The organism is Nitrosospira sp. Nsp14, assembly GCF_900113575.1.
Lineage (GTDB): Bacteria > Pseudomonadota > Gammaproteobacteria > Burkholderiales > Nitrosomonadaceae > Nitrosospira.
Map to the genome: position 1 here is coordinate 1 of NZ_FOPV01000001.1, position 26,228 is coordinate 26,228.

The 26,228-nt window shown below is 54.5% G+C and carries 21 protein-coding genes, 1 tRNA gene and 1 pseudogene; 16 read left to right on the forward strand and 7 right to left on the reverse strand.

From position 1 onward, the window contains the following. Window positions 1-381: 381 nt before the first annotated feature. The 3 genes from BM022_RS00010 to BM022_RS00020 all read left to right on the forward strand — a co-directional run bounded on the left by BM022_RS00010 (window position 382) and on the right by BM022_RS00020 (window position 3,452). Complete coding sequence (locus BM022_RS00010) at window positions 382-1,164, forward strand: hypothetical protein (protein ID WP_091135511.1); 783 nt, start codon at window positions 382-384, stop codon at window positions 1,162-1,164. Window positions 1,165-1,336: 172 nt separating this feature from the next. Next, window positions 1,337-2,884, forward strand: coding sequence for a DEAD/DEAH box helicase (locus BM022_RS00015; RefSeq protein WP_091135514.1), 1,548 nt, complete (start codon window positions 1,337-1,339; stop codon window positions 2,882-2,884). A gap of 1 nt (window position 2,885) precedes the next feature. Next, on the forward strand, window positions 2,886-3,452 hold the full coding sequence (locus tag BM022_RS00020) for a cob(I)yrinic acid a,c-diamide adenosyltransferase (RefSeq protein ID WP_091135515.1): 567 nt from the start codon (window positions 2,886-2,888) through the stop codon (window positions 3,450-3,452). Window positions 3,453-3,460: 8 nt separating this feature from the next. Here the strand turns inward: BM022_RS00020 and lspA are convergent, their stop codons facing one another. The 3 genes from lspA to BM022_RS00035 are packed head-to-tail and all read right to left on the reverse strand — an operon-like array spanning window position 3,461 to window position 7,780. Beyond that, window positions 3,461-3,940 carry a signal peptidase II gene (gene lspA / locus BM022_RS00025; protein WP_091135518.1) on the reverse strand — a complete coding sequence of 160 codons (480 nt, stop codon included), beginning with the start codon at window positions 3,938-3,940 and terminating at the stop codon, window positions 3,461-3,463. A gap of 21 nt (window positions 3,941-3,961) precedes the next feature. Beyond that, entirely contained in the window at window positions 3,962-6,787 is a 2,826-nt protein-coding gene (gene ileS / locus BM022_RS00030) for an isoleucine--tRNA ligase (RefSeq protein ID WP_091135520.1), read from the reverse strand. 15 nt (window positions 6,788-6,802) lie between these two features. Further along, window positions 6,803-7,780 carry a bifunctional riboflavin kinase/FAD synthetase gene (locus tag BM022_RS00035; RefSeq protein ID WP_091135522.1) on the reverse strand — a complete coding sequence of 326 codons (978 nt, stop codon included), beginning with the start codon at window positions 7,778-7,780 and terminating at the stop codon, window positions 6,803-6,805. A gap of 447 nt (window positions 7,781-8,227) precedes the next feature. Between BM022_RS00035 and BM022_RS00040 the strand changes: the two genes are divergently transcribed. From BM022_RS00040 to BM022_RS00060, 6 genes and pseudogenes are all read left to right on the forward strand, one after another. Continuing rightward, window positions 8,228-8,303: transfer RNA gene (locus BM022_RS00040), tRNA-Phe, on the forward strand. 243 nt (window positions 8,304-8,546) lie between these two features. Then, window positions 8,547-8,786 (forward strand): annotated as a pseudogene (locus BM022_RS16310) (Arm DNA-binding domain-containing protein); the annotation flags it as partial. A gap of 66 nt (window positions 8,787-8,852) precedes the next feature. After that, window positions 8,853-10,844, forward strand: coding sequence for an ATP-binding protein (locus BM022_RS00045; RefSeq protein ID WP_091135524.1), 1,992 nt, complete (start codon window positions 8,853-8,855; stop codon window positions 10,842-10,844). Continuing rightward, the gene (locus tag BM022_RS00050; RefSeq protein ID WP_091135527.1) at window positions 10,831-11,235 is read left to right on the forward strand and encodes a hypothetical protein; all 405 of its coding nucleotides are present in this window, start codon (window positions 10,831-10,833) and stop codon (window positions 11,233-11,235) included. Before BM022_RS00045 ends, BM022_RS00050 begins: the two co-directional genes overlap by 14 nt. A gap of 210 nt (window positions 11,236-11,445) precedes the next feature. Then, window positions 11,446-12,831: a diguanylate cyclase domain-containing protein gene (locus BM022_RS00055; RefSeq protein ID WP_091135530.1), complete on the forward strand. Its 1,386-nt coding sequence runs from the start codon at window positions 11,446-11,448 to the stop codon at window positions 12,829-12,831. Window positions 12,832-13,101: 270 nt separating this feature from the next. Beyond that, entirely contained in the window at window positions 13,102-13,587 is a 486-nt protein-coding gene (locus BM022_RS00060) for an NUDIX hydrolase (protein ID WP_091135532.1), read from the forward strand. Between the two features lie 52 nt (window positions 13,588-13,639). Here the strand turns inward: BM022_RS00060 and BM022_RS00065 are convergent, their stop codons facing one another. Next, window positions 13,640-14,749 (reverse strand): acyltransferase family protein, encoded by a 1,110-nt coding sequence (locus tag BM022_RS00065; RefSeq protein WP_177191582.1) that lies wholly within the window; start codon window positions 14,747-14,749, stop codon window positions 13,640-13,642. A 532-nt stretch (window positions 14,750-15,281) separates the two neighbouring features. Between BM022_RS00065 and BM022_RS00070 the strand changes: the two genes are divergently transcribed. Next, window positions 15,282-15,899 (forward strand): PEP-CTERM sorting domain-containing protein, encoded by a 618-nt coding sequence (locus BM022_RS00070; protein ID WP_091135534.1) that lies wholly within the window; start codon window positions 15,282-15,284, stop codon window positions 15,897-15,899. Between the two features lie 114 nt (window positions 15,900-16,013). Here the strand turns inward: BM022_RS00070 and epsA are convergent, their stop codons facing one another. After that, window positions 16,014-16,802 carry an XrtB/PEP-CTERM-associated transcriptional regulator EpsA gene (epsA, locus tag BM022_RS00075; protein ID WP_256208756.1) on the reverse strand — a complete coding sequence of 263 codons (789 nt, stop codon included), beginning with the start codon at window positions 16,800-16,802 and terminating at the stop codon, window positions 16,014-16,016. Between the two features lie 533 nt (window positions 16,803-17,335). Between epsA and hemA the strand changes: the two genes are divergently transcribed. The 4 genes from hemA to grxD all read left to right on the forward strand — a co-directional run bounded on the left by hemA (window position 17,336) and on the right by grxD (window position 20,949). Continuing rightward, on the forward strand, window positions 17,336-18,589 hold the full coding sequence (gene hemA, locus BM022_RS00080) for a glutamyl-tRNA reductase (protein WP_091135539.1): 1,254 nt from the start codon (window positions 17,336-17,338) through the stop codon (window positions 18,587-18,589). Beyond that, window positions 18,586-19,662 (forward strand): peptide chain release factor 1, encoded by a 1,077-nt coding sequence (gene prfA / locus BM022_RS00085; RefSeq protein WP_091135542.1) that lies wholly within the window; start codon window positions 18,586-18,588, stop codon window positions 19,660-19,662. Before hemA ends, prfA begins: the two co-directional genes overlap by 4 nt. 12 nt (window positions 19,663-19,674) lie before the next feature. Further along, the gene (gene prmC, locus BM022_RS00090) at window positions 19,675-20,502 is read left to right on the forward strand and encodes a peptide chain release factor N(5)-glutamine methyltransferase (RefSeq protein ID WP_091135544.1); all 828 of its coding nucleotides are present in this window, start codon (window positions 19,675-19,677) and stop codon (window positions 20,500-20,502) included. A gap of 129 nt (window positions 20,503-20,631) precedes the next feature. Further along, window positions 20,632-20,949, forward strand: coding sequence for a Grx4 family monothiol glutaredoxin (grxD, locus tag BM022_RS00095; RefSeq protein ID WP_091135548.1), 318 nt, complete (start codon window positions 20,632-20,634; stop codon window positions 20,947-20,949). Window positions 20,950-21,045: 96 nt separating this feature from the next. On the opposite strand, the gene BM022_RS00100 is transcribed toward grxD, so the two are convergent. After that, complete coding sequence (locus BM022_RS00100; protein ID WP_091135550.1) at window positions 21,046-21,468, reverse strand: YqaA family protein; 423 nt, start codon at window positions 21,466-21,468, stop codon at window positions 21,046-21,048. 457 nt (window positions 21,469-21,925) lie between these two features. On the opposite strand from BM022_RS00100, the gene BM022_RS00105 reads away from it, so the two are divergent. Next, on the forward strand, window positions 21,926-22,669 hold the full coding sequence (locus tag BM022_RS00105; RefSeq protein ID WP_091135552.1) for a 4-aminobenzoate synthase: 744 nt from the start codon (window positions 21,926-21,928) through the stop codon (window positions 22,667-22,669). A 188-nt stretch (window positions 22,670-22,857) separates the two neighbouring features. Here the strand turns inward: BM022_RS00105 and BM022_RS00110 are convergent, their stop codons facing one another. After that, entirely contained in the window at window positions 22,858-23,772 is a 915-nt protein-coding gene (locus BM022_RS00110; RefSeq protein WP_091135555.1) for a LysR family transcriptional regulator, read from the reverse strand. A 140-nt stretch (window positions 23,773-23,912) separates the two neighbouring features. Between BM022_RS00110 and metE the strand changes: the two genes are divergently transcribed. Then, window positions 23,913-26,225, forward strand: coding sequence for a 5-methyltetrahydropteroyltriglutamate--homocysteine S-methyltransferase (gene metE, locus BM022_RS00115; RefSeq protein ID WP_091135556.1), 2,313 nt, complete (start codon window positions 23,913-23,915; stop codon window positions 26,223-26,225). Window positions 26,226-26,228 lie beyond the last annotated feature (3 nt).

Consider the following 26,228-nt stretch of genomic DNA (forward strand, 5'->3'; position numbering starts at 1 on the left):
ATGGAAACCGAAGGCGCAACCTGCATTGACTGCCACCAGAACCTGGTGCACAAGGAAGTCGCCGAGACCGACTTGAACGAGAGCAAAAAGCAGGGAAAGATGGTCCTCAAACCCGAGAAAAAGGATGAGGACGACGATGACGAGGATGAGGAGTAGGCACGATCCATCACCGCATCAAGCACTAGGCGTTTTCTGTTAATCCAATCAGGCCGCTGGCCCCTTGTTATGAGGGCCCAGCGGTTTTAATTACCTAAGCTGATAGCATTTTCGTAACCTGCCGCGGTCCAGCTGTATTTCACGTCCATGGGTTCCCGGTCCCCGCTTTCGGGCGAATCGCAGTATACTGGAGCGTTTTTACAAGCAATAAGCGCATAGACAATAATGCTGCGTCACTTTCCCCAACCAAATACTCCTGGTATTCATCGAATTCGTGACTACTTCATCGCGACCCTGACATTCGTTTGCGTCGCGATCAGTCTGAACCTCGACGCAAACGGCAGCCTGGAGCAGCAAAATACCATGGGGCTCATCGCCTGGACGTTTCTGTTCGGGCTGCTGTTTGGTGAGAACAAGGAAGTCAGGATGCAGGTTATCGTGGCAGTGGCATTTGCTACATTAGGCGAACATTTCGCGTCCATCTACATGGGTGGTTATACCTATCGATTTGGGAATGTGCCCGCATACGTTCCGCCCGGCCATGGAATGGTTTATTTAACTGCCGTTGCCCTCGCCCGCTCTGGTCTTTTTTTACGGCACGCCCGAAAGATAGCGGCGTTTGTTATCGTCATGTGCGGCGCCTGGTCTCTCTGGGGCATCAGCGGATATCCGGAGCAGGGCGACCAGGTTGGGGCGTTGCTGTTTTGCGTTTTTCTGATTTATCTGTTCAAGGGCCGCTCACCGATGGTCTACCTTGCCGCCTTCTTCATTACCACTTGGCTGGAGCTGATCGGTACTGCTGCGGGGACCTGGCAATGGGCAACGCTGGAACCTATCTTTCAACTAACCCAGGGAAATCCCCCGAGCGGAGTGGCTGCCTGGTATTGCCTCGTTGACGCCGTAGCCATCGGCTCCGCACCGGTGTTGTTGAATGCCCTAAAAAAAGGCACCGATTGGCTTAAGGCTGAAAAGCCGAAAAGCGCTCAGCAAGGCGTGAGAAATGACTAATTGAATTTTACATCCCGCTGGCAGTCTAATTGCGATCTATGACCCATCGTCTAAAGACAACACGCACTACGTACATTTTCCACACCCTTGTACTCAACCACCCTCCTATTTATAAACTGTTCTGTTTGAACCGCTTCAACTGTCAACGTTGGGCGATTCAGACGTAAGATATATGTCATTCACCCAACTCAATCTTTCAGCGGAAATTCTCCGCGCTATCGCAGATCAAGGTTACACCCAGCCCACCCCGATTCAAACTCAGGCCATTCCCCCCATCCTTGCAGGCAAGGACATCATGGGTGGCGCCCAGACAGGTACCGGCAAGACCGCAGGTTTCACCCTGCCAATGCTGCACCGTTTGCAACCCGGCGCAAATTCAAGCGCATCCCCAGCCCGCCATCCCATTCGCGCCCTCATACTTGTACCCACGCGGGAATTGGCTGTCCAGGTCTACGAGAGCGTGAAGGCTTACGGCAAATACCTTCCGCTCGGATGCACCGCGATTTATGGCGGAGTCGACATTGATCCGCAAATAAAAGCACTACGCGCCGGCGTTGAAATCCTGGTGGCAACGCCGGGACGCCTGATCGATCATATACAGCAAAAAACCTTAACCCTATCAAAACTGGAAATACTCGTTCTGGACGAAGCTGACCGCATGCTGGACATGGGTTTTCTCCCGGATATCAAGCGCATTCTTACGTTATTGCCACCCCAGCGTCAAAGTCTCATGTTTTCCGCGACGTTCTCCGGCGAAATCAAGAAGCTGGCAAACACGCTGCTAAAAGATCCAGTATTGATCGAAGTGGCAAGGCAAAATTCCATAACTGAGCTCATTACGCACGTGGTTCATCCGGTATCGCGAGTCCGCAAGCGGGAGCTGCTAACCTACCTGATCAACTCTCAGGATTTGAAACAGGTACTGGTTTTTGTTCGCACCAAGCACGGCGCAAGCCGCCTGGCGCAGCAGTTGGAAAGAGACGGAATTACTGCAACCGCCATTCACGGCGATAAAACCCAGCCTCAACGTACCCAGGCATTGGCCGAATTCAAGGAAGGAGTGGCCCGCGTGCTGGTGGCGACCGACGTTGCCGCACGCGGACTTGACATTGAAGACCTGCCGCATGTGGTCAACTTTGAGCTACCCACTACCCCGGAGGACTACATTCACCGCATCGGCCGTACCGGCCGTGCCGGCACCAAGGGTGACGCAATTTCCCTCGTATGCGAGGATGAGCACGAACTTCTGGACGGAATCGAGAAACTTCTCAAATTCAAACTCAATTCCACTGTCATTCCTGGATTTGAGGCTGATATACAATTTGAACAACGTGGCGAATCTCCACGCGGAAACGACAGGGGCGACCAGCGTAGCGTGGCCATCCCGCCAGGGCAGAAGAAGCCTGTCGAATCGCGCCGTCCCGTGGCGGAGGAAACCCAGTCACCGTATCGATCGGACGGGCGCCAGTCCTCCCGGGGCCAGGCCGAGCAAAAAAGCTACCGCGGGCGCTCGCGCACGACCGGGGGGAAACATAAAGGTGCGGAGGACCCCTTATTCACCCAACCCTATATCCCTTCCCCGACAAGTTCGCTTGCCCCTCCAGTGCCGCAGCCCACAGATAGCCGCGTTCATTACCTTCGTTCCGGACAACCAAGCAAGCCGCTGGCCGCGTTATTTCGGCCACGGCCGCCAGTCAAATCGGAACAGGAGGAGTCATAAAATGGGAAAGCGCCTGACCAGAATCTATACCCGCACCGGGGACGACGGCACCACCGGGCTTGGCAATGGTCTGCGATCGGGCAAGGAAAGCTTGCGTATCGAAGCTATTGGGGCGGTGGATGAGTTAAACAGCCACATCGGGGTCTTGCTCTCCCAAGTGCTTCAGGAAGGCATGCGCAACAGGCTGGAAAATATCCAGCATGATTTATTCGATCTGGGCGGCGACCTGAGCATTCCCGGGCGGGTCAGCATGAGCGAAGCACAGGTAAGCCGCTTGGAACAAGAGCTCGACGAATACAACGCCACCCTGCCTCCGCTGAAGGAGTTCATACTACCGGGCGGGACGCCTATTGCTGCCATATGTCATGTTGCGCGCGCTGTATGCCGCCGGGCGGAAAGATGTGTCGTCAGACTTTACCGCACCGACGCCGTAATACCCTGCCACATCCATTACCTTAACCGGCTATCGGATCTATTGTTCGTGCTGTGCCGCGACCTGAATCGCGAACATGGAGTGGCAGATATCATGTGGCAACCGGGTAAGAACCGCGGAGTCGAAGCTGCCTAGTCCCGGACCTACCGGCCCTTTGTTTTCGGTTCCTTGCGCAAAAAACTGTCCAGTATAAGCGAAGCTGCCCCCAGGAAAATAGCGGAGTCTGCCACATTGAACGCCGGCCAGTGGTATCCGGCGACATGGAAATCGAGAAAATCGATCACATGGCCCAAGGTAATGCGGTCCCACAAATTGCCCAGCGCGCCCCCCAATATCAGGCTCAACGCAAGACAAAATAGCATGTCGGCGGCATGCTTGCGCAGCAGATGAATGATCAGTATCGACGCGCCCACCGCAACCACGCTGAAAAACCAGCGCTGCCATCCGCCAGCGTCGCTTAAAAAGCTGAATGCAGCGCCAGCATTATAGGTGAGCACCAAGTTGAAAAAACTGGTCAGCGGAATCTGGTCGCCGTAAACCAATATGGCTTCCACCCAACGTTTGGTGAGTAAATCCAGCACAAGCACGACTAACGCCAGGATGAGGCTGACCTGCAGTTTCATCGCGCCCGCCTTGTTCTCATCTCACGCATACCGCCGGGACTCGCCTGATCCATATAAATTTGATACGCAGCGGCCACAAATAGTCGGGTGCGCCGAATCGCTCCCGACGTCCTCGCGATAATGCCAGCAGCGTTCACATTTTGGCTGAATACACGGAATGACCCAGACTCCTTCCCTGCCGGAATCGTCCGAACGCAATACACGCGCGGCCGACGTAACCAATATCAACCTGAGGTCATCCCCAAGGGAGTCAAGCAGTGTAAAGTCTTCGCCTGTGACGTGTATGTCTACCGCGGCAGCCAGCGATGAGCCAATCTCGCCCCGAATCCGGGACTCTTCCAGACGCCCCTGAACCAGCGAGCGTAATTCGCGTATCCGCGTCCAGCGACCCATCAGGATTTCTTCATCAGGCTGTTCTGGAAATTCATGCCAAGTGTGCAGCAGCACGCTATCTTCGCTAGTGCCAACCAGATGTTGCCAGACTTCTTCGGAGGTAAAGCTGAGGATGGGGGCAAATAGCCGCACCAGGCTGTGGGCGATATGATATAGCCCGGATTGCGCCGATCGGCGGGGAAGACCCCCGGCCGCAGCAGTGTAAAGCCGGTCCTTGAGAACATCGAGATAAAATCCGCCCAAATCCTCTGAGCAGAAATTGTGCAGGCGGGGGACGATCAGGTGAAAATCGTAGTGGCGATAAGCCTCGGTCAACTCATCCTGAAGTCTTCTCGTAAAGGCGAGCATATAGCGGTCGATTTCCAGCCATTGCTCCACCGGGACTGCATCGGAAGCATCGAAATCGGCCAGATTGGCAAGAAGAAATCGCAGCGTGTTGCGTATGCGCCGGTAGCTTTCCACCACGCGCTTGAGAATCTCATCGGAGATCGACAGCTCCCCCGAATAGTCGGTAGAGGCTACCCATAGACGAAGAATATCCGCTCCCCAGGTATCCATCACCTTCTGCGGCGCGATGACGTTGCCCTTGGATTTGCTCATCTTGTGGCCCTGCCCATCCACCACAAAACCATGCGTGAGCAACGCCTCGTAGGGCGCGCGCCCGTCGATGGCACAACCCGTCAACAGCGACGATTGAAACCATCCCCGATGCTGGTCGGAACCCTCAAGATATAAATCCGCCGGATAGCAAAGCTCGGAGCTGGTTTTGAGAACCGTATCGTGCGTTGTGCCGGAATCGAACCAGACGTCGAGCGTATCGTTAAGTTTTTTGTAATCCTTCGCTTCATTCCCGAGCAGTTCCGCTGGGTCAAGGCTGAACCATGCTTCGATACCCGCTTGTTCGACGCGAGCCGCCACCTGCTCCAGCAAGTCGGCGGTACGCGGGTGCAGTTCGTGTGTGTCCTTGTTTACGAACAGCGCCATCGGCACTCCCCAGTTGCGCTGGCGAGACACGCACCAGTCCGGGCGGTTCTTCACCATCGCTTCCAGCCGTGCCCGACCCCAGGAAGGATAAAACGCCGTGGCCTCCACCGCCGCAGTCGCGGATTCGCGCAAGGTACGGCTTCCTTCGTCGGGATCGATATCCCTGATCCGCTTGTCCATGGAAATGAACCACTGCGGCGTCGCTCTAAAGATAATCGGCGTGCGATGACGCCAACAGTGAGGATAGCTGTGCTGAAGCTTCTCCGCCTTCAGCAACATCCCGTTCATCTCCAGTTCGTGAACAACCGCCTCGTTGGCCTTCCACACCGTGAGCCCACCGAAGAGCGGCACCTGAGCAAAAAAGCGGCCGTCATCGCCCACCGGGTTTTCCACTGGTAAACCGTATTTCTGCCCTACGACATAGTCATCCACGCCGTGTGCAGGCGCGGTGTGCACCGCTCCGGTCCCGGCTTCCATCGTCACGTGATCCCCGAGAATGATCGGTACTTGCCGCTCATAGAAGGGGTGCTGCAACAAAATATTTTCAAGCTCGCGTCCGGTACATCCGGCGACAGCGTTGGTGCTGTTCCTATCGATACCATAGCGTTGCAGCGCGCTGTCCGCTAGCGCATCGGCGAGGAGCAAGTACTCGCTCCCTGTATCCACCACGGCATAATGCGCATCAGGATTCAAGCTCACCGCCTCGTTTGCGGGCAACGTCCAGGGCGTGGTTGTCCAGATGGCTACGTAAACCGGTTTCTCTGATACATCCACCGAAGCGGAGTCTCCAGATTGATTGGAGATCTTCTTCCAGAACGCATCCGCATCGACCACTCTGAATTTCACGTCAATGGCCGGGGAGGTCTTATCCTCGTATTCAACCTCCGCTTCGGCCAGTGCAGAACCGCAGTCTATGCACCAGTTGACCGGCTTTTGTCCCTGATGAAGATATCCTCTTTCATAGATCTTTCCGAGCGCACGGATAATCCCGGCCTCGGTACGATAATTCATGGTGAGATAGGGACGGTCCCAGTCGCCCAGCACGCCCAAGCGGATGAAATCCGCTTTCTGTCGCTCCACCTGCTGTTGGGCAAAAGCGCGACCCAGCTCGCGCACCTTATCACCGGGCAAATTCTTGCCGTACTTCTTTTCGATCTGATGTTCTATGGGCAGCCCGTGGCAATCCCAGCCCGGCACATAGGGGGCGTCGAAACCGGCGAGCGTCTTCGACTTGATGATAATGTCTTTCAGTATCTTGTTGACCGCGTGGCCGATGTGTATGTCGCCATTTGCATATGGCGGGCCGTCGTGCAGCACAAATTTGGGGCGGCCTTTGCAAACCTCACGAATTTTTTGATAAAGGTTTTTCTCCTGCCAGGCCTTGAGCATGACGGGTTCGCGCCTGGCGAGATCGCCACGCATCGGAAAAGCCGTATCAGGCAGGTTGAGCGTCTTCTTGTAGTCAGTCATGAGAGATAGCGAAAGTCAGTTCGATATAAGCTTATTGTCGATTATGGCTGCGGCCGACAAAGTGCGGAAAAAATTCCTGGCGTCCAACACGTCCTGTCCGATCTGTTTGGCAAGCGACGGGAGGTCAGGGTATTTTTCCTCATCCCGAAGTTTATGCAGAAAATGCACGCGCAAATGCTTTCCATAGATTTCATCGTTGAAATCGAACAGGTGCACTTCCAGGACAGGCATCCCATGCTCATGAATGGTCGGGCGCACGCCTAAGCTGGCTACCCCCTGCAATGGCGAAGCCGAAAATGTCGAGTTATCGCCCCCTACCTCCACCGCGAATATGCCGGAAAGCGGCGGGCGGTTGTGCTTCAATTGGATATTGGCCGTGGGGAAGCCGATCTTCTTACCCAGCTTGTCACCGTTGACTACCCGTCCGCTGATACTGTAAGAACGCCCCAGCAGCCTCCGCACCAGGTCCAGCTCCCCCGCAGCGAGCGCTTGCCGGACCGCGGTGCTTGAAACGCGCAAGCCATCCACCATGTAGCCCGGCATTTCCTCTACTTCAAAGCCGCAACTGGCCGAAAACGCTTTCAGCATGACAAAATCCCCTGCACGGCGTGCACCAAAGCGGAAATCGTCGCCTACCAGCACCCAGCGGACAGCTAGCCCCTGCTGCAGGATGCGAACAATAAAGTCTTCAGCGTGGATCTTGGCGAAATCGAAATTAAAGCGGCATATCTGCACCCGTTCCACCCCCGCCGCCGCCAGCAGCTCCAGTTTTTCCCGCAGACTGGTGAGCCGGGTGGGGGCCTTGTCCGGCGCGAAAAACTCGCGCGGATGCGGCTCGAATATCATCACGCACGTGGTGAGCCTGAGCCGGGCAGCAGCATCCTTCAGGCGCGCGAGCATCGCCTGGTGGCCCAGATGCACGCCATCGAAATTGCCTATGGTGAGCGCAACAGGAGCTTCAGCCTGAACGGGAATACCGTGGGAAACACGCATGACATACAACTGCTAAAATACTGAATTGTAGCCTGTTTTATGCGACCGGGTCTATACGGCATATTTCCAGGCGCCGCGCAGGACGGGACGGTAATCCTCGGGAAATGAATTTTCCCCATGGCATCCGCTGGAAAAAAACGTGTTCAGGAACCTGAGCGCGCTATTGCCGCCCTCATGCGATCGGGGTGGATATCCGCCTTTTGTTTCCAACGAAGGGACGCTGTGCTAGAATTGCGCCGTAAAAAAAGAACCTTGGCATTTTGTTCTGAGCTAAAGTCTTGGTGGTTTTTGTTAGCAGAGGACTGACAACATGGCTCGACATGTATCATGGCGAGACTTGTTGCAGAGAAGGCTAACATGGCCGTTGAGGGCATGTTAAGAACGGCGCAAGCCGTGCGGCCGGAGCTAAAATCCTTGTACTGACAAATTTTTGTTTTTGTTTAAAGTGGCCAAGTAGCTCAGTCGGTAGAGCAGAGGACTGAAAATCCTTGTGTCGGTGGTTCGATTCCGCCCTTGGCCACCAAATCATTGTTTTCCCCACCCAAAGAAGTCAGAAACCCGCTTAAATCTTAACGATCAGCGGGTTTTTTGTTTTACGCCATCCATTCCCATCCATCGCAATCGACCTGCTATTGTTGGTATATTTCGACTGCTGTTACCAGCATTTGAAAGTCGATACCAACAGCGGGATTAAGATGAAGCTGACTGATACAGCGATAAGGAAATCGAAACCTGAAGCCAGGCCCTTTAAGATGCAGATAGCGGCGGGTTCTTTCTGCTGGTACAGCTTAACGGCTCAAGGTATTGGCGGCTTGCCCGTCGGTTTGAGGGCAAGCAAGTCGTTCGCCTTGAGCGCCTATCCCAGGTGCCACTAATTCTTGCTCGCGAGCGCCGAGAGGCCGCCCGCAAGTCCGAGTTGGACGCAGGGTTCGACGATGGGGTGCAGAGATCAGTCAGGGAAAACTGTAATCAGTTGAAGTTCAAGAATCAAGAATGTGGCGAGTGACTGCAATAGATGGACGTTAAGACCCAGTTTCGGTCACAACATCTAAAAGTAAAGGGGAGATAAGCCATGGCTAGACCGAAAAAAGTAGATACATCGACAGGCTCGTTCTTTGAGGAAGACTATCTTGTTCGGTCCCTTGGACGAATCGCCCATGATTCCGAAGTGGCACTAACGGAGTTGGTCGCAAATGCGTGGGACGCCGGAGCCTCGCTTGTGGACATAACTGTGCCAGGCATTCGGGGCACAGGGCTGGTGGTTCAAGACGATGGGCATGGCATGAGCGCCGCTCAGTTCAAGGGGCGATGGATGCGGTTGGGATACGACCGTATCAAGCACCAAGGCGTGCAAGTGGAGTTCCCGCCTGATCGTTCCACTTGGCGACGCAAGGCATACGGGCGAAATGGCGTGGGACGGCATGGCCTTCTGTGCTTCGCAGATCAATACGCCGTGGAGACTTGGCGCGAAGGCAAAGGTGCTGGGTTCGAGATCGGCACCCAGAGCAGCGAGACCCCATTTCGGATAACAAAGGAGTCGTCGTTCTTGCGGCAAGGCAGCGGGACGCGATTGTCGGTGGTGGTGAAGCGGCATCTTCCCGATCCTGATCGAATCCGGGAAATCCTGTCGGCCCGATTCCTGCACGATCCGCAATTCGTCGTCAGGGTCAATGGTCAATCGGTGTCGTTGGCCGATCAGTCGGGGCTCATCGAAAGAATGCCGCTCAACATCGCTGGTTGCCGGGAGGCAGAAGCATTCGTGGTCGATTCCACCCGAGCCGCGAAATCCACTATCTATCAGGGTATCGCCTTTTGGGTAAATGGACGCCTTGTGGGCTCGCCAAGCTGGGTGGTCGGATCGGAGGCCGTCATCGACGGGCGCGCTCGGTTCGCCAAACGCTATTCCATCGTGGTGAAGACCGACGATGGCTGGACCAGCGAGGTCGAGGCAGATTGGGCTCGATTCAAGGCAGGCTCGAAGACCGAGGCGCTCTTTGAGGCCGTGCGCCAATACGCCCAAGAAGTCCTCGGCAAGCTGTCCACGAACTTGGTCGAGGAAAGCTCCGAGGAAGCTTTGGTCCGCAATCGCGAGGACTTCAAGGGACTCTCTCAGCTTGGACGCATCGAGGTCGCGAGCTTTGCGCGCGATCTCGTCACGGCCAACCCGACTGTGCATCCGGACACGCTGTCCGCCGCAGTGCAGGCGTTGATCAATTTGGAGAAGTCTCGAGGCGGGGCCGGTCTTCTTGAAAAGCTTACCAAGCTGGATGATTCCGATATTGAAGGACTCGACCGACTACTGAGCCAATGGACGGTCAGGGATGCGTTGTCGGTACTCGACGAGATCGACCATCGCTTGGCTGTGGTAACGGCAATCGAGAAGCTTTGCGGCGATCCCGCGACAGACGAGTTGCATACGCTCCACCCCTTGGTGACTCAGGCTCGCTGGCTTTTTGGCCCTGAGTTTGACAGCAGCGAATACGCGTCCAACGTGAGCCTTCGGACAGCCACAGAAAAAATATTCGACAAGCGAGTTTCGCCGAGGGCATTCGTGAATGCGCGGCAACGACCCGACATCGTCGTGCTGGCTGATGCGACGTGTTCGGTGGTGGGCACAGAGTCCTTTGACTCGACCAACGCAAATTTAATGCGCATCCAGGACGTGTTGATCATCGAGCTCAAAAAGGGGAAATCCGCTATCGGCCGCGAAGAGATGAACCAGGCCGACGGATATGTGCAAGACTTCTTGGGCAGCGGAGCCTTGGATGGCGCCCCCATGTTCCGAGCCTTCGTAGTTGGTTACGAAATCGCAGCCAAGACCTCGCGTGAAAAGGAAATCAAGGAGGATGGCGTTCTCCGTGGACGAGTGATTGCCACCACCTACGGTCAACTCACACGGACAGCCCATCAGCGACTCTTTCGCCTTAAAGAGCGGGTTCCGGCGCGCTACGAAGATGTTTCGGGAGCGGATCTTTCCGCTCGAGTGATGCAGTCCGCGAGCCAGGCCAACCTAGTGCTAGTCGAGGCTGCGGCGACGAAGGAGGCGTGCGTTGGAAACCTTTGACATTGACCACCCATTGGTCGGAACGGGACGGGTGTTTCCAAGCAACATCGAACAGATGGACTGGACGGGAGACCACGAAACCTCGTCCTGCTATCCCGCTCGGATTGAATCGGATGGCTTCTTGATGGAGAAGCCCATTCCCGTGGATCACCCTGGACGGATCAGTTCATGTCTCAATGGTATTCGTGGAGCGATTGATGCAATCCGTTTGTGCGATCCAGTGATTTACGCAGTTGATCTCAACGGGTTAGAGCGCATAGAGTACCAAACCGTCACATCCGTCAATCCCGATTTAAAACTGATGTACTCCCATTACGTTCGCATACTGCTTATGCGTCCGAAGCGGTTTCCCGCTTACTCTTTACCATTCCGGCGGCACACTGATTTTTGAGGCCCCAATAGGCTAGGACAATCTGCTCGATCCATCCGCGGCCGTGCATCCCTCTACCAAAGTTTGCCGCCAACTGCCGCACCAGCAGATCACGTCCTGATGCATCCCGCCTAAATCGCACTTTTACATATGCCCGCCTTCCTAATGTCGTCACATTCGGGGCCGAATATAGCCTTGGCCATGGTTAACCCCGAGTAGTATCCTTCACATATGGATATAAAAACTCACGCACCTCTGACGGGATTTATAAATCACCTGCTCGACGCCATTTGCGTTGTTGATAGAGAGGGGCGTTTTATCTTTGTCAGTGCAGCATGCGAGCGCATTTTTGGCTACACGCAGAAAGAAATGATCGGTAAGGCTATGTTAGAGATGGTGGTACCCGAGGATAGAGCGATAACTCTCCAAGCCGCCAATGAAATCATGTCAGGGCATCCCAAACTTGATTTTGAGAACCGCTATATACGCAAGGATGGACAAGTGGTGCACATTATGTGGTCAGCACGCTGGTCGGAAACCGATCGGGTGAGGATTGCTGTTGCTCGAGACATCACCGAGCGCAAGCAGGCTGAATCACTGCAGGCGGCGCTCTACGCCATTTCTGAAGCTGCGCATAATGCTGAGGATCTACCCTCTTTGTTTCAGCTAATTCATCAAATAATCGGCAAGCTGCTGTCAGCAACAAATTTTTCCGTGGCGATGTACGATGAGAGAAATGATCAGCTGAGCTTTCCCTATTACAGCGGTGACCACGGCGAGGCGTCCGAACTGCAGCAAACAGCCGTAGGTGCTCTCTGCGCAGAAGTCATTCGTACTAGACAGCCCCTGCTGCTGGGGTCTGAGTCGCTGGCCACCGTTCCCGAGGGATTAAGAGCTATCAGCGATAGTAATGTGGTGTGCTGGCTGGTCGTCCCGCTCAACTCGCATACGGGTACTATTGGTGCCCTGATTTTGAAAGGCAACTCAGACGGAGCGCGCTACACCAAAAAGGACAAGGAACTGCTGCAATTCGTCTCCACCCAAGTTGCCACTGCTATCGAGCGAAAACAGTTGCACGCCCGACTAAAACACATGGCGCAATACGACGGCTTGACGGGGCTACCCAACCGGGGACTTTTATATGATCGCCTGAAAATGGCGCTCGCAAGAACACGACGGGAACAAGGACAAATGGCCGTGCTCTACCTGGACTTGAACAATTTCAAGCAAGTCAATGACTCTTTGGGTCATGCTGCAGGAGATGAGTTGCTGCAAGAGGTTGCCAATCGCCTAAAGCAGTGCCTGCGCGGTTTGGATACGGTCGCGCGCATGGGCGGTGATGAGTTTGTGGTGCTGCTCGAAAACATCCGGTTGCCTGAGCACGCCTCGAATATCGCCAAAAAAATCCGCAGTGTTATCAGCCAACCCATCAAAATAGAAGGCCGCAGCTTGTGCATGCTACCAAGCATAGGAATTGCGCTCTACCCTGATCATGGTGACGAGGCGCAACAACTTCTCCGACATGCTGACGAGGCTATGTATTTGGAGAAAAAGAACAGTGATAACGGCCTTGCAAAGGGCGTTTATAACAGCGTCCGCACGAAATCGGCATCTTAAAAGAGGAGTTTGCCCGTGAGGGATCTGGGAGCGAATTACAAACTATAAGGTGCTCCCAGATAAACTCTTGCCGTTAGCGCAAAAGATAAAGTCATCGTCTCTCCCAATTGAAGAATTACAGGTGAAGTGCGAGCATTTACTCGGCAGATGGTAGGCAGGCTCCAAGTCAGCGGCTCAGGTACGATTCCCCCGGTGAATACTGGTAGTATGGGGCTGTAAAAAACCAATACGTCAGTGTCTCGGTAAGTTAAGAATTCGCACAAAGCCTATATGCCCAAGAAAAGCGCCGGCATCCTCCCCTTCCGCAGACAACCTGGTCGCCTGGAGGTGTTGCTTGTCCATCCAGGCGGGCCATTTTGGGCAAAAAAAGACCTGGGATCCTGGTCAATTGCAAAAGGCGAGTACGAGGAAAGCGAAGAACCTTTTCAGGCTGCCTTACGGGAATTCTTTGAAGAAACCGGGCACCAGCCAGCTGGGCCGTTTTTGCCGCTTGCGGAGCGGAAGCAGCCCGGGGGCAAGCTCGTTTTAGCATGGGCAACTGAATCGGACTGGGATCCGTCGAGCCTGGTTTCAAATAATTTCACCTTGGAATGGCCCAAGAACTCAGGGCGAATCAGTGAGTTTCCCGAGGTGGATCGCGCCGAATGGTTCGAAATAGCTGAAGCCGCGCGACGAATTCGCCCCGGGCAGCAAGGCTTTCTTTATGAGCTATATGAGAAGCTTACGGGAAAGCATCTAGAAGAGTTCACGAGCTAAGCCAATGATTCGCTTGCCGGACTGTTTCCTTTTTTATTTCGGTTGACGCGATTTATATTCCAAGTTTCGGACCTCGGCCTACAGAAACAACCGCATTTTTAGTTCTCGTCCAGACACCCGCGCGGTGGCTCCAGGCGCTCTCGATCCATCTGAAAAACAGCGCACCGCCGAGGATACTTATACCAAAAGCCAATATCAGCCCGAACGCATTCGCAACAGGGTGTGCCGGGAAAAAATGAAAGAATGTTGCATTGACCACCAGGCACAGCGGGAAGTGAACCAGAAAAACGGAGTAGGAAATACGCCCCAAGGAAGTTAAGAAACTCGGCACGGGCAAGCTTTCCAGCAAGGAGCCATGTTGCCTCGCCAGCCCCAGCATCAGCATTACGACTCCAGCAACCGCTATTCGGACACGGAAATCTACCAGCAAAGCGGCGATGACCACCAGGGCCAGCGCCAGGAGCCAGAGATTACGCCGCCGCATACCCGAGATCCAATAGATTAGAATTCCAAGACCGAACGAGCCAAAAAAATAAAAAGCTGTTTCATCCAGCGATTTATCGCGGTTGAATATAAACAGCGAGGCCAGGGTTAAACTCGCAATCAGGATCAACCCGCCTCCTTTCAGGTTTGGGCGCCAATGCTGGATCTGTCCGGACAGCCAAAGCAGGATTACCGTAATGGCGAACAACTGGAAATCGATGGCCACGTACCAGATGCCGGCTGATAACACCTCTTGATCCAGCAAGTCCTGAAGCAGCAGGGCATGTGCCAGAAGCTGAAAAGGACCAACGGTAACCGGGATCGACTCGTGCACCATCCAGATTCTTGCAAGCGCTGCGCATCCAATTGCCAGGATCAGTGCAGCCAGATACGGCACGACCAGTCTGAAGTAGCGCCGCTTGATTGCCTGAATGGGATGAGGTACGAGCAATTCGCCATCGGGCGCGTGTCTTCCGGCAAACAGAAAGCCCGCAACAACAAAAAAAACCGGTACGGCCATTCTCCCGTATTCATACATCCCATCGATCAATGCGGGAAAAAGCGGGTAGGCAATCTGCGACATGGGCCCGTAGGCGGCAAGATGGTGCGCCACTATCATCAGGCAGGCGATGGCCTTGAGCGCATCCAGAAGAGGCATCCTGGAAAGACTAGCATGCATGTTGTTTGTATCCGCCCGAAGAGACTGGCGCAGGGTCGTGAGCGTGGCCCTTGCGGGATAAATGCCAAGCTCGCCCCAACCTGTAACGGGGCCCGATCAGCGAGGAGAAACAGGAACAGAACCGCGACACGTTGATGTCCAGAATTATTGTCGGACTTTTTGCCGGACTAATCTTTCGTCATAGCGACGATTCTTACTAGTCGAAAGCGATTATTTTATTTGAATTTACCTTGCCACGGTATGCTCAGCAGATAAAAAAGGCGAGGAGTTCTCGTGACAAGTCCAATTTTGCCGGAAACAGCGCGAAATAGAGCCTAAGCAGCTGATTTATAGCTACAGATCTTGTCCGCCGCTACAAATTCTTCGCGTGATAGCACGGTTGGGCTATAGCCAATAAGCAATAAGCCTATTACATATTTGTTTCTCCTGGTGGATGATAACAATCGGTATAAAAGAGCACAGCATATGGAAAGGGCTGTATTGCTCGAATATCCCGATCAAATCGTCATGTTCATGCCAAAGGAGAAGAATAATGAACGTAAAAATAAAAGCACTTGTGGCTGCGTTAGTTTTTGCAGGGTCGATCTCTGCAGCGTCGGCCGCGGGCGTTATCACCGATGTTACGATAAACGATGGCGCAGGGGGTACATTTGATCTTACTAATCTCGGTACCGACCCAAATGTGCTGGATCTTTCCAAAGCCTTTAGCAGCCTCGCTCCGATCACCCTGACTTTTACGGTTGGCCATACCAATGGAGGAGGCGGGAATCCTTACGTGGTAACGGAGACGATTACCAACAACACAAATTACACCTGGGTGGACTATCACTTCGCCATCACGGAACCAACAACAGGGGGTCAAGGAGTCGTATTTACCAATTTCAACAATTCCACCCTGACTGGCTTTACGCTCGACTCAGCGCCTTCGAGCGGCCCCCGCAATCTTAACTTTACCGGCCAACTGGATCATTCTGGTGTTGCTACTGCAACTTTCTCACTGAGCCCATTTGACCCCGGCGCGGGAAATACTGCGACCTTCACGCTGACCCAGGTCCCGACCATTCCCGAACCCGAAACATACGCCATGCTGCTGGCGGGGCTAGGCCTGATTGGAGCTATGGCTAAGCGCAGAAGTAAAAAAAATACCTGATCTTTTTGCTCAAAAGCTTCAGACCCCCGCAGATGGCGGGGGTGATCTTATCGTCACGCAGAGTGGCTTGAGGCAGTAGCACGCTTTTCGTCGCTCGCCACGTTTAAATCGAACCTACCCTTCTTGTTTGAAGCGATGCGCGATTTTTGCAGCAGCTTGCATACGGTTTGACACATCAAGCACCTTGAAGACATGGCGCAGGTGATTCTTAACGGTAAATACGCTGATGTCCAGAATGCTCGCAATTTCGAGATTTGTTTTGCCCATTTTCACCCAGTTCATAATCTCTATTTCGCGCTTGCTTAAGCCGTAGTTTTCGATCGCATTCGGTTGATTTGTAAGTGGAGATTGATTGGGCTGTGGCTCCGTCAGGGGTGTAACCCGGCAAAACGCCGTGTCGAGATAAGGCAGCAGGATTTGCACCGCACCCAGCGATTCATGCAGCTTTCTTTCCGGACTGAACATTACATAAAGGCAGTCGTGACGCGAGCGTTCGTTGATAAGGCCATGTACCAGCAAAGACCGCATGGCTTGCAACGCCTTGCCCAGAGAGCACTGAAGACCATCCCCTTCCAGCAGGAAACCCGATTCGCCAACACCGAGCGTAAAGGGGGATTTCCCCAGTTCCATCCAGCGGTTGAACAACCCCTGCAGAAGGGGTAGCAGCGCTTGCGGAGTGGAATGCTCGGTTCTTACCCCAGGTAATGCTGAGACAATATCGTAGGAGATCCGGTTAGCTGTGAAATCGCCCCATGCGGCGATCAGAATTTCGTGCGGCAAGTAATATTGAATGTCTCCCTGAAGCCACGCAAGTAATTCATTGTGTCGACGTATGCTGTTTGCTTGCGTAATGATGTGGTAGTAACGGTCCAGATTTTCGGGGGATAAGGTAGAGAGATCCATGTTATAGGTCACGCTTATATGACTAGCGTTCAGGCAACATAAAGCAAGAGACTTGAATCGCCAATGAATGCTAGCTTCGCAACGGATTATTGTTATAAAAGACCTGTGGCCACCGCGGCTTGTACCAAAGATTTTTTCGAGCCCGAAGCTCTACCAGCTAAGCCTATCAAGCAATTTATGTGCCTCTTATATAAAACATTAACAATCAATCAATTAAATTCTTATATCATTTTTTTTTGTGTCGCTAATGTCAACAATTGCGACAGAATGACGTTCGGATTAACCATGCCTTCTGCCTGAAATGAGGCTGGTCTGCTGCGAAGCCCGAAGAGTAACTTGATTGAGGGGATGTGCTAATTCGTCTCTGCCGGGCGTGAGAGGTAAGCGATTTATCAGGGCGCGACTGAAAGCATGCAAAAGCACGTATATTTTTCTTCAAAGCAGAAACTCTTCTAACCGATGGTATTCAAAAGCTTGTAATACTATAATCAGCGAATTTTCAAATTCTTCACCGGTTGGCCAAATTGTCTTCAATGCAGTTATTCGCCTTCGGCATTAACCATCAGACCGCGCCACTGGATGTGCGGGAGCAGGTTTCGTTTCCAGCGGATGAAACGGAGCATGCTTTGCGTGATCTTGTCGGGCATCACCCGGTGAGAGAGGCCGCAATCGTTTCGACCTGCAATCGTACCGAGATTTATTGCAGTACCGAGAAGCCGGAGGAGGCAACGCACTGGCTGGCGGATTTTCATCAGATGAAGGCGCGGGAGCTGGAGCCCTATCTTTACAAGCTGCCACGCGAAAAAGCAGTGAAGCACGCCTTTCGCGTGGCGAGCGGGCTTGATTCCATGGTGTTGGGCGAGCCGCAAATACTCGGCCAGTTGAAGAGCGCCGTGAAGTCGGCTGAACATGCCGGTACCCTGGGGATGATGCTGCACAAGTTGTTTCAGCGCACTTTCTTCGTCGCCAAGGAGGTTCGCAGCTCAACCGAGATTGGTACTAATTCAGTTTCGATGGCCGCGGCCGCCGCGCGGTTGGCTGAACGGATTTTTGGCGATATTGCCGAGCAGCGGGTCTTATTCATCGGCGCAGGCGAGATGATCGAGCTGTGCGCAAGCCATTTTGCTGCGCGTCATCCGAAGCGCGTCACCGTCGCCAACCGCACTGCCGAGCGTGCGCAGTCCCTGGCCAGCCGTTTCAACGCGAACGTCATCACGCCCAACGAGCTGCCTGAACAGCTCGCGCTGCATGATATCGTGGTGACATGCACAGCCAGCACGCTTCCCATACTCGGTAAAGGCATGCTGGAGCGGGCCATCAAGGCACGGAAGCATCGCCCGATCTTCATGGTGGATTTGGCCGTCCCGCGAGATGTCGAGCCGGAGGTGGCGGAACTGGACGACGTGTTTCTTTATTCCGTGGATGATCTTGGCGAGATCGTCAAGGAAGGCCTTGATTCCCGTCAGGGAGCGGTAGCGCAGGCCGAGGCGATCATTGATACCAACGTGGTTAATTTCATGCACTGGCTGGAGTCGCGCGAAGTTGTGCCCACCATACGTGCGCTACGCGACCAGGCCGAGCGCTACCGTCGCCATGAGCTGGACCGCGCCAAGAAGCTGCTGGCAAAAGGCGAAGATCCGCACCAGATCCTCGAGTCCCTGAGCAATGGCTTGACAAACAAGTTCCTGCATATCCCTTCCTACGCGCTCAATCACGCCGTGGCGGACGAGCGTGACGATCTGGTCGATCTGATTAACCGACTGTACCATCTCCACCGCCCCGAATGAACAAAAGCATCGCGGCTAAGCTCACGCAGCTCAGCGTGCGCTTGGAAGAATTGAATCGTCTTCTGAGTAGCGAAAGCATTACCGCCAACCTCGATAACTATCGCAAGCTGACGCGTGAACGCGCGGAGATAGCACCGGTGGTTGAGCTTTACAATGCTTACCTGCAAAGCGAGCGCGATATACACACCGCGCAGGAGATGAGCTCGGATGTTGAAATGCGTGAATTTGCAGACGCGGAGATTCGCGACGCCAGGGAGAAGCTCGTGCGATTCGGCGCCGAATTGCAGAAGCAATTGCTTCCCAAGGACCCCAACGATGAGCGAAATATTTTCCTGGAAATTCGCGCTGGCACTGGCGGAGACGAGTCGGCGCTGTTCGCGGGCGATCTATTCCGTATGTATGCGCGTTTTGCCGAACGTCAGCGCTGGCAGATCGAAGTAATATCGCAGAGTCCTTCCGAAGCAGGCGGCTACAAGGAAATCATTGCCAAGATCGTCGGGCACGGGGCGTACTCGAAGCTCAAGTTCGAATCGGGTGGCCACCGGGTTCAGCGCGTACCCGCGACCGAGACGCAGGGACGCATTCATACGTCCGCCTGCACCGTTGCGGTGATGCCCGAGGCGGATGAGATCATGGATGTGGTGCTGAACCCGGCTGAGCTGAGGATCGATACGTTCCGGGCATCCGGTGCCGGCGGGCAGCACATCAACAAGACCGATTCCGCCGTGCGCATCACGCACTTGCCCACCGGCATCGTGGTCGAGTGCCAGGATGGGCGCTCGCAGCATAAAAATAAAGCGCAGGCGATGAGTGTCCTTGCAGCGCGCATCCGCGACAAGCAGACGCAGGAGCAGCAAAGCAAGCAGGCTGCCACGCGCAAATCGCTCGTCGGCAGCGGTGACCGGTCCGGGCGCATTCGCACCTACAATTTTCCGCAGGGCCGCATAACCGATCATCGCATCAATCTTACGCTTTACAAGATCGAGCAGATAATGGATGGGGACTTGAACGAGCTTTGCTCTGCGTTGATGTCCGAGCATCAAGCCGAGCAATTGGCGGCCATGGCGGAGTGAAGTAACACCGTCTTGCAGATCACTACTCGCGAAGCGCTATATCAGGCATGCCTGAACATCGACGCGATCGATGCTCGGATTTTGTTACAGCACGTGCTGGACGTCGGCCATGCGCATCTTGTCGCCCACCCCGCGCAAGTGCTTACGGCTGAACAGGCGCAAAGCTTTCACCTGTTGGCTACGCGGCGCGCGCTTGGTGAACCGGTAGCCTATCTGATCGGCAAACGCGAATTTTATGGCCTGGGTTTTACAGTAACCCCGGCAGTGCTCATTCCCCGCCCCGAAACCGAATTACTGGTGGATCTGTCCTTGGAGAGAATCCCCCTCGACTCTCCCTGCCGCGTTCTTGATCTTGGAACCGGCAGCGGCGCCATTGCCCTGACCATCGCCAAGCATCGGCCTCTTGCGAGTATCACTGCGGTGGATATTTCCGCCGATGCCGTTGCGGTCGCGAAAACCAACGTCGCACAGCTCAACGTAAACAATGTGCGTATTCTCGAGGGGAGCTGGTTCTGCGAGCTTGGCCAGGAACGGTTCGATCTTATCGTTTCCAATCCGCCCTATGTCGCGGAAGGCGATCCTCATCTCAGCCAGGGCGATTTGCGCTATGAGCCGGACTGGGCACTAACTGCAGGTGGCGCAGGCCTTGAATGTATTGAATCCATAGTCGCGTCTGCTCCCGCTCACTTGGCAGCCAACGGCATGCTGCTGCTCGAACACGGCTACGATCAGGCGCAAGCTTGCAGGGACCTGTTGAGCAAGACTGGATTCGTCGGGGTGTTCTCTCTTCCCGACTTGGCCGGCATACTCCGCGTCAGCGGCGGCTGTTTGGAAGTTTAACGAAATAAGCTGTTAAAATTACAATTTAAAAGGTATCTTGAGCATGGTGGCAGATTTCCTTAAGGTCGTTTGATTTCCTCCTATAGGCCCGGTTTGCCATTTATTCAACTTTAAAGGAAGGAGCCAGACATGAATACCCAGGAAAAGATCAAAGAGCAGGTGACTACGCATCCCGTAGTGCTCTACATGAAAGGGACTCCGAGTTCCCCACAATGCGGGTTCTCGGCCCATGCGGTCAAAGTTCTCAATGCCTGTGGGGTGAGCGATCTGTTTGCGGTGGATGTACTCGCGGAACCGGAGATACGGCAAGGCATCAAGGACTATTCAAATTGGCCCACCATCCCCCAGTTGTACATCAATGGCGAGTTTGTCGGCGGTTCCGATATCGTCAGCGAGATGTACCAGAACGGTGAACTGCAGAAGATGCTTCAGAGCAAGACCAGTTAAGTTTCATGCGGCGTCAAAGTTGAACCGAGAGGGCGGCCGATGAACCTGGCGTCGGCCGGCCTATTCCGGGCATCATGGAACCGTGCGGATGGGCGGCTATGGACTCATCGCTGCCGCGATGGCCCAGTAGCGCATGAACTTTCCCGCTGCCATGAACGCCAACGCTGAGATCCAGTTGACGCGAAGCCATCCCGCAGCGACACATAGCAAATCGCCGATCAGCGGCACCCAGGACAGCAGCAGTATAGGAGTGCCGTGTTTGCGCACCCAGACGAGCCCGCGCATATTCCCCTTCGATTTCTGCATTAGCGCTTTTTCATCGGGCAAGAAGCGTCCGATAGCATACGAACTCATTCCACCCAAAGTGTTGCCAACGGAGGCAACAGCCAGTGCAGTCCAGTAAAGCTGAGGATAAGCTTTTAATACACCGAATAATACCGCTTCGGACCCACCGGGCAGAAGTGTCGCCGCGAGAAAGCTGCTGGTAAATAGCGCCAGCAGGCTCGATTGCTCATCCATAACAGTATCAGTAAAAAAATCGCAGTGTAGCCGCTAACGCGTTGCGAGTGGATGGAACAGATCATCTTAGGGAATCGCTGAATAAATCTCCGCTGGCGCGACGAGGTTTTGCGGGATGGGATGCGCGAAAGGCGACGACGCGAATGGTTGATCCCCTTCGCTAGAGCCTGACAAGGCAGACCGCCCGCAAAGCCCCGTCCCATCGGGTTGCGGTAAAATCGGGCGCTCATGGCGTTGCGCTCCTTGGCATCGTAGTCCCAGCTACGACCAGCGTCGCACACCTTATGATCATCCCGATTTTAACAGCAACGCGCTCAACGAGGATTTGTTCAGCGATTCCCTTAGGAGCGCAATTAATTCACGTCATCGTGGCTCGGCGGTCAAAATTTGACTTCACGACATTATTTCGCGATGATACGTCGACCGACCACTCCATCTCTGTTCAAGAGGAAAAACCATGACAAACAACGTATCCCTTAAGCATAAGATAGATTCCATTATTACGGCCAAGCACTTGCTCAAGCATCCATTTTACGTGGCTTGGACAGAAGGAAAGCTGACCAAAGAGCAACTGCGCGGATATGCCGAACAATATTTCCATAACGTGCTGGCCGAGCCGACTTACTTAAGCGCGGTGCATTTCAATACACCGCATTTTCACAGTGAATCCAATAGTGGCGACATCAGCGTACGGCAGGAAGTGCTGAAGAACCTGATCAGCGAGGAGCATGGCGAGAAAAACCACCCCGCGCTATGGAAGAATTTTGCTTTGGCCCTCGGTTCCACCGACAAGGATCTGGCAAAGGCAGCGGCCCTTCCGGGCACGGCCAGACTGGTGGAAACATTTCGTGACATCTGCTTGAACGAGCCTTTTTATGCCGGTCTTGCAGCGCTGCATGCGTTTGAATCCCAGGTCCCATCCATTGCTGCAGTCAAGATCGACGGGCTGGAAAGGTTTTACGGCATGAGCGATCCGGCCAGCTACGAGTTCTTTTCGGTGCACCAGGAAGCCGACGTATATCATTCGCAAGCTGAGTGGGAACTGATCGACCGCTTTGTCGATACGCCGGAGAAAGAGGCCGAGGTGCTGGCGGCAACTACCCGGGCGTGTGACGCGTTATGGGGCTTTCTCGACGGTGTTTACCAAAATTACTGTGCCGATCTTGCCTGCGAGGAAAAGGTCGCCGTTACTTTGCACTGAGCACTGCACTCAGCAGTCACTGCACCGGTTCCGCTTTCCTCCCGCATGTGCCTGGCGGAATCGCCAGGGGTCGTTCTTGAAAGAGTTTTACCCTGATTCCTGTCCTTGGTGAGCAGACGCATTGCGTTTGCTCACCAGACGATTTTCTCCACCAAGTTATTCCATCGCCTTATTCCCGGGTTGTCTGCCTAATCCAAGGGGACAATACCGTCCAGCGTGGCGAAGCACGTGTTCCTCGCCGTCGTCAGAAAGTCGCGTAAATAAGGCCGGGAAGCGGTTTCAGTGAGGGTCGATGCGTAAAGGTCGCTCCAGAGACCGTGCGGGCCGATGCGGCGAGCAATAACGTAGTCATGTTCGACGTAATTCTGGATGCCCCAACTGGGTAGTGCGGCAATACCTCGGCGGCTGGCTACAAGCTGGAGAATGGCGACAGTCAGCTCCGTCGTGCGCCGCTGGGGATGGATTCCAGCGGGTTTCAGCACATTGAGAATCAGATCGATGCGGTCTTCCGGCACCGGGTAGGTAATGAGTGTCAGGTCGGAAAAATCCGCCGCTTGCAAAATTCGTTTCGCACGCAAGGGATGGTCCGGCGACAGCACTGCCAGAATCTCAAAGCTGAATAAGGGGTGGTGTACTACCCCACGCCTGCGTTTGTGTTCCGATCCGATCACCACGTCCGCCCCGCCTTCCTCCAGGAGCTTGACCGGGTCGCTGTGAAAGCCAGAGACAAGATCGAGTTCCACATCCGGCCAATGTTGGCGAAATGCATCCATGAGCGGCATCAGCCAATCGAAACAGGTATGGCATTCCAGCGCTATGCGCAAACTTCCCGATGCCTGCTGGGACATCTTCGCGATACTGCGTTCGGTCGCCTGGATTTCTTCCAGCACTTTGCCGGCCAACGCAACCAGGCGTTTTCCGGCGTCCGTGAGTTCGACGGATTGGCCTTGGCGGCGCACGATGGGCACTCCATAATGGTCCTGCAGTGCTTTGATCTGATGCGATAACGCGGACTGGGTCAGGTGCACGCGTTTTGCCGCGCGCGAAACACTGCCGGTTTCATGGAGCGCGGAGAGTGTACGAAGGTGGCGCAGTTCGAGCATGGATATGGCTGACATTGGATAAACGTATGAATAGTATTCATCAATATTATATAACGTTTCATTTGATTCATAGATTAGTCTGTCACACAATCAGCCTTCATTCAACGAGCCTGCAACAAAGCGATTAAGGAGAGCGATCGATGGCACTGACACACAACCTGGGTTTTCCGCGAATCGGTGCGCGCCGGGAGCTGAAACAAGCGCTTGAGGCCTATTGGCGCGGCGATATCGATGACGAAAAGCTGAATGGCACAGCGGCCGAATTAAGGCAGCGGCATTGGACGCTGCAGCGCGACCTCGGCATTGACCTGATTCCGGCCGGCGACTTTGCGCTTTACGACCAAATGCTGAACATGACAGCGCTGCTCGGCGCGGTTCCCGCGCGGTTTAACGCTCAACAGGACGAAGTCGGGCTGGAGTTGTATTTTGCCATGGCGCGCGGCACCGAAACTCAACCCGCCATGGAGATGACCAAGTGGTTTGATACCAACTATCACTACATCGTGCCGGAATTCGATGCAGACACTCAATTCCGCGTAGCATCGCCCCACCTCTTCCGGGAAGTGGCGGAGGCACGGGCACTGGGCATTTCGCCGAAAGCGGTGCTGATCGGACCACTGACATACTTATACCTGGGCAAGGAGAGCACGCCCGGCTTTAGCCGCTTGGATTTATTGCCGCGACTGTTGCCAGTTTATCGGGAGATTCTAGGCCAGCTTGCGTCGCTCGGCGTGGAGTGGGCGCAGATTGACGAGCCACTGCTGGCGCTCGATCTGGAGGACGAATGGCTGGGCGGACTCGACCAGGCGTATGTTTTCCTGACCGAGTCCAAGCTGACCAAGCTGCTGCTAACCACATATTTCGAGGCGGTGCACAATCATGCCACCCGCCTGAAAGCGCTGCCGGTGGACGGCCTGCATATCGATTTATGCCGTGCGCCCGACCAGCTCGAAATTTTTCTCGACAACTACCCTGCCGAGAAAGTGCTCTCCCTTGGTATCGTGGATGGGCGCAATATATGGCGTTCCGACCTTGCCCGATCGCTCTCCACGCTGTCACGCGTGCAAGCGGTCCTGGGAGAGAGGTTGTGGATTGCGCCGAGTTGTTCTCTTCAGCATTGCCCGGTTGATCTCGAGCTGGAGACACGGCTGGATGAGGAAATCAAGAGCTGGCTCGCGTTCTCGATCCAGAAGCTGCATGAGGTATCGGCGCTCGGACGAGGCTTGAACCATGGAGAGGACGCGATATCCGACATCCTAGTCGCTTCTGGCGAGGCAAGTCGCGCGCGGGCCCAATCCGCACGGATCCATAATCCCGTGGTTCAGGAACGTCTGCAGCGCCTGACGCAGAAAGAAAGTGAACGCGCCAGCCCGTTCCGGACGCGTCAAGCACGTCAACGGCAGCGTTTTAAGCTTCCCTTGCTGCCCACCACGACTATCGGTTCCTTTCCGCAGACGCCGGAGATACGACAGGCGCGCGCTGCTTTCAAAAAAAACGAACTTGGAAATTTGCAATACCTCGAAGCGATGCGCGACGAGATAGCGCTGGCAATAAGAAAACAGGAAGAAATCGGCCTGGATGTGCTTGTGCACGGCGAAGCCGAGCGCAACGACATGGTGGAATATTTTGGAGAGCAGCTGTGGGGATATGCATTTACCGAAAACGGGTGGGTGCAGAGCTACGGTTCGCGCTGCGTAAAACCGCCCATTCTCTACGGCGACATCTACCGCCCGGAGCCGATGACTGTAGACTGGATTCAATATGCGCAAAGCCTGACATCCAGGCCGGTGAAAGGCATGTTGACCGGTCCGGTAACGATGCTGATGTGGTCTTTCGTGCGTGACGATCAGCCGCGTGCTGATACTGCGCTCCAGCTGGCGCTTGCCATACGCGACGAAGTCGCCGACTTGGAACGGGCCGGCGTCGGCATGATCCAGATCGACGAGCCCGCATTTCGCGAGGGACTGCCGCTAAAAAAATCCAAGTGGAACCCATACCTGCGGTGGGCCGTGAAGGCCTTCCGGGTGGCCAGCGCTGGCGTGAGGGACGATACCCAGATCCATACTCATATGTGTTACTCTGAATTTCACGATATCCTGCCCGCAATCGCCGAGATGGATGCGGACGTCATCACGATCGAGACTTCGCGTTCACGCATGCAACTGCTTAACGCATTCAGTCAGTTCAAGTATCCTAACGAGATCGGGCCCGGCGTTTATGATATCCATTCGCCGCGGATACCGCAGACGGAAGAAATCCTGGAACTGTTAGAGAAGGCGTGCAAAGTCATCGATCCGGTGCAGTTGTGGGTCAACCCCGATTGCGGCTTGAAGACGAGAGGCTGGGCGGAAACCGCTGCGGCCCTGACGCGGATGGTCGAAGCGGCGCGTCTTTCTCGGGCACTTTATCTGCGCGACGTACCGAACAATCAGCCGGCCAACGCAATAGCATGAGCC

What these genes read in the sequence shown, in the direction of transcription:
- BM022_RS00010 (WP_091135511.1), top strand. Translation starts at nt 382, where the DNA reads ATGCTGCGTCACTTTCCCCAACCAAATACTCCTGGTATTCATCGAATT.
- BM022_RS00015 (WP_091135514.1), top strand. Translation starts at nt 1,337, where the DNA reads ATGTCATTCACCCAACTCAATCTTTCAGCGGAAATTCTCCGCGCTATC.
- BM022_RS00020 (WP_091135515.1), top strand. Translation starts at nt 2,886, where the DNA reads ATGGGAAAGCGCCTGACCAGAATCTATACCCGCACCGGGGACGACGGC.
- lspA (WP_091135518.1), bottom strand. Translation starts at nt 3,940, where the DNA reads ATGAAACTGCAGGTCAGCCTCATCCTGGCGTTAGTCGTGCTTGTGCTG.
- ileS (WP_091135520.1), bottom strand. Translation starts at nt 6,787, where the DNA reads ATGACTGACTACAAGAAGACGCTCAACCTGCCTGATACGGCTTTTCCG.
- BM022_RS00035 (WP_091135522.1), bottom strand. Translation starts at nt 7,780, where the DNA reads ATGCGTGTTTCCCACGGTATTCCCGTTCAGGCTGAAGCTCCTGTTGCG.
- BM022_RS00045 (WP_091135524.1), top strand. Translation starts at nt 8,853, where the DNA reads ATGGCTAGACCGAAAAAAGTAGATACATCGACAGGCTCGTTCTTTGAG.
- BM022_RS00055 (WP_091135530.1), top strand. Translation starts at nt 11,446, where the DNA reads ATGGATATAAAAACTCACGCACCTCTGACGGGATTTATAAATCACCTG.
- BM022_RS00060 (WP_091135532.1), top strand. Translation starts at nt 13,102, where the DNA reads ATGCCCAAGAAAAGCGCCGGCATCCTCCCCTTCCGCAGACAACCTGGT.
- BM022_RS00065 (WP_177191582.1), bottom strand. Translation starts at nt 14,749, where the DNA reads ATGCATGCTAGTCTTTCCAGGATGCCTCTTCTGGATGCGCTCAAGGCC.
- BM022_RS00070 (WP_091135534.1), top strand. Translation starts at nt 15,282, where the DNA reads ATGAACGTAAAAATAAAAGCACTTGTGGCTGCGTTAGTTTTTGCAGGG.
- epsA (WP_256208756.1), bottom strand. Translation starts at nt 16,802, where the DNA reads ATGGATCTCTCTACCTTATCCCCCGAAAATCTGGACCGTTACTACCAC.
- hemA (WP_091135539.1), top strand. Translation starts at nt 17,336, where the DNA reads ATGCAGTTATTCGCCTTCGGCATTAACCATCAGACCGCGCCACTGGAT.
- prfA (WP_091135542.1), top strand. Translation starts at nt 18,586, where the DNA reads ATGAACAAAAGCATCGCGGCTAAGCTCACGCAGCTCAGCGTGCGCTTG.
- grxD (WP_091135548.1), top strand. Translation starts at nt 20,632, where the DNA reads ATGAATACCCAGGAAAAGATCAAAGAGCAGGTGACTACGCATCCCGTA.
- BM022_RS00100 (WP_091135550.1), bottom strand. Translation starts at nt 21,468, where the DNA reads ATGGATGAGCAATCGAGCCTGCTGGCGCTATTTACCAGCAGCTTTCTC.
- BM022_RS00105 (WP_091135552.1), top strand. Translation starts at nt 21,926, where the DNA reads ATGACAAACAACGTATCCCTTAAGCATAAGATAGATTCCATTATTACG.
- BM022_RS00110 (WP_091135555.1), bottom strand. Translation starts at nt 23,772, where the DNA reads ATGCTCGAACTGCGCCACCTTCGTACACTCTCCGCGCTCCATGAAACC.
- metE (WP_091135556.1), top strand. Translation starts at nt 23,913, where the DNA reads ATGGCACTGACACACAACCTGGGTTTTCCGCGAATCGGTGCGCGCCGG.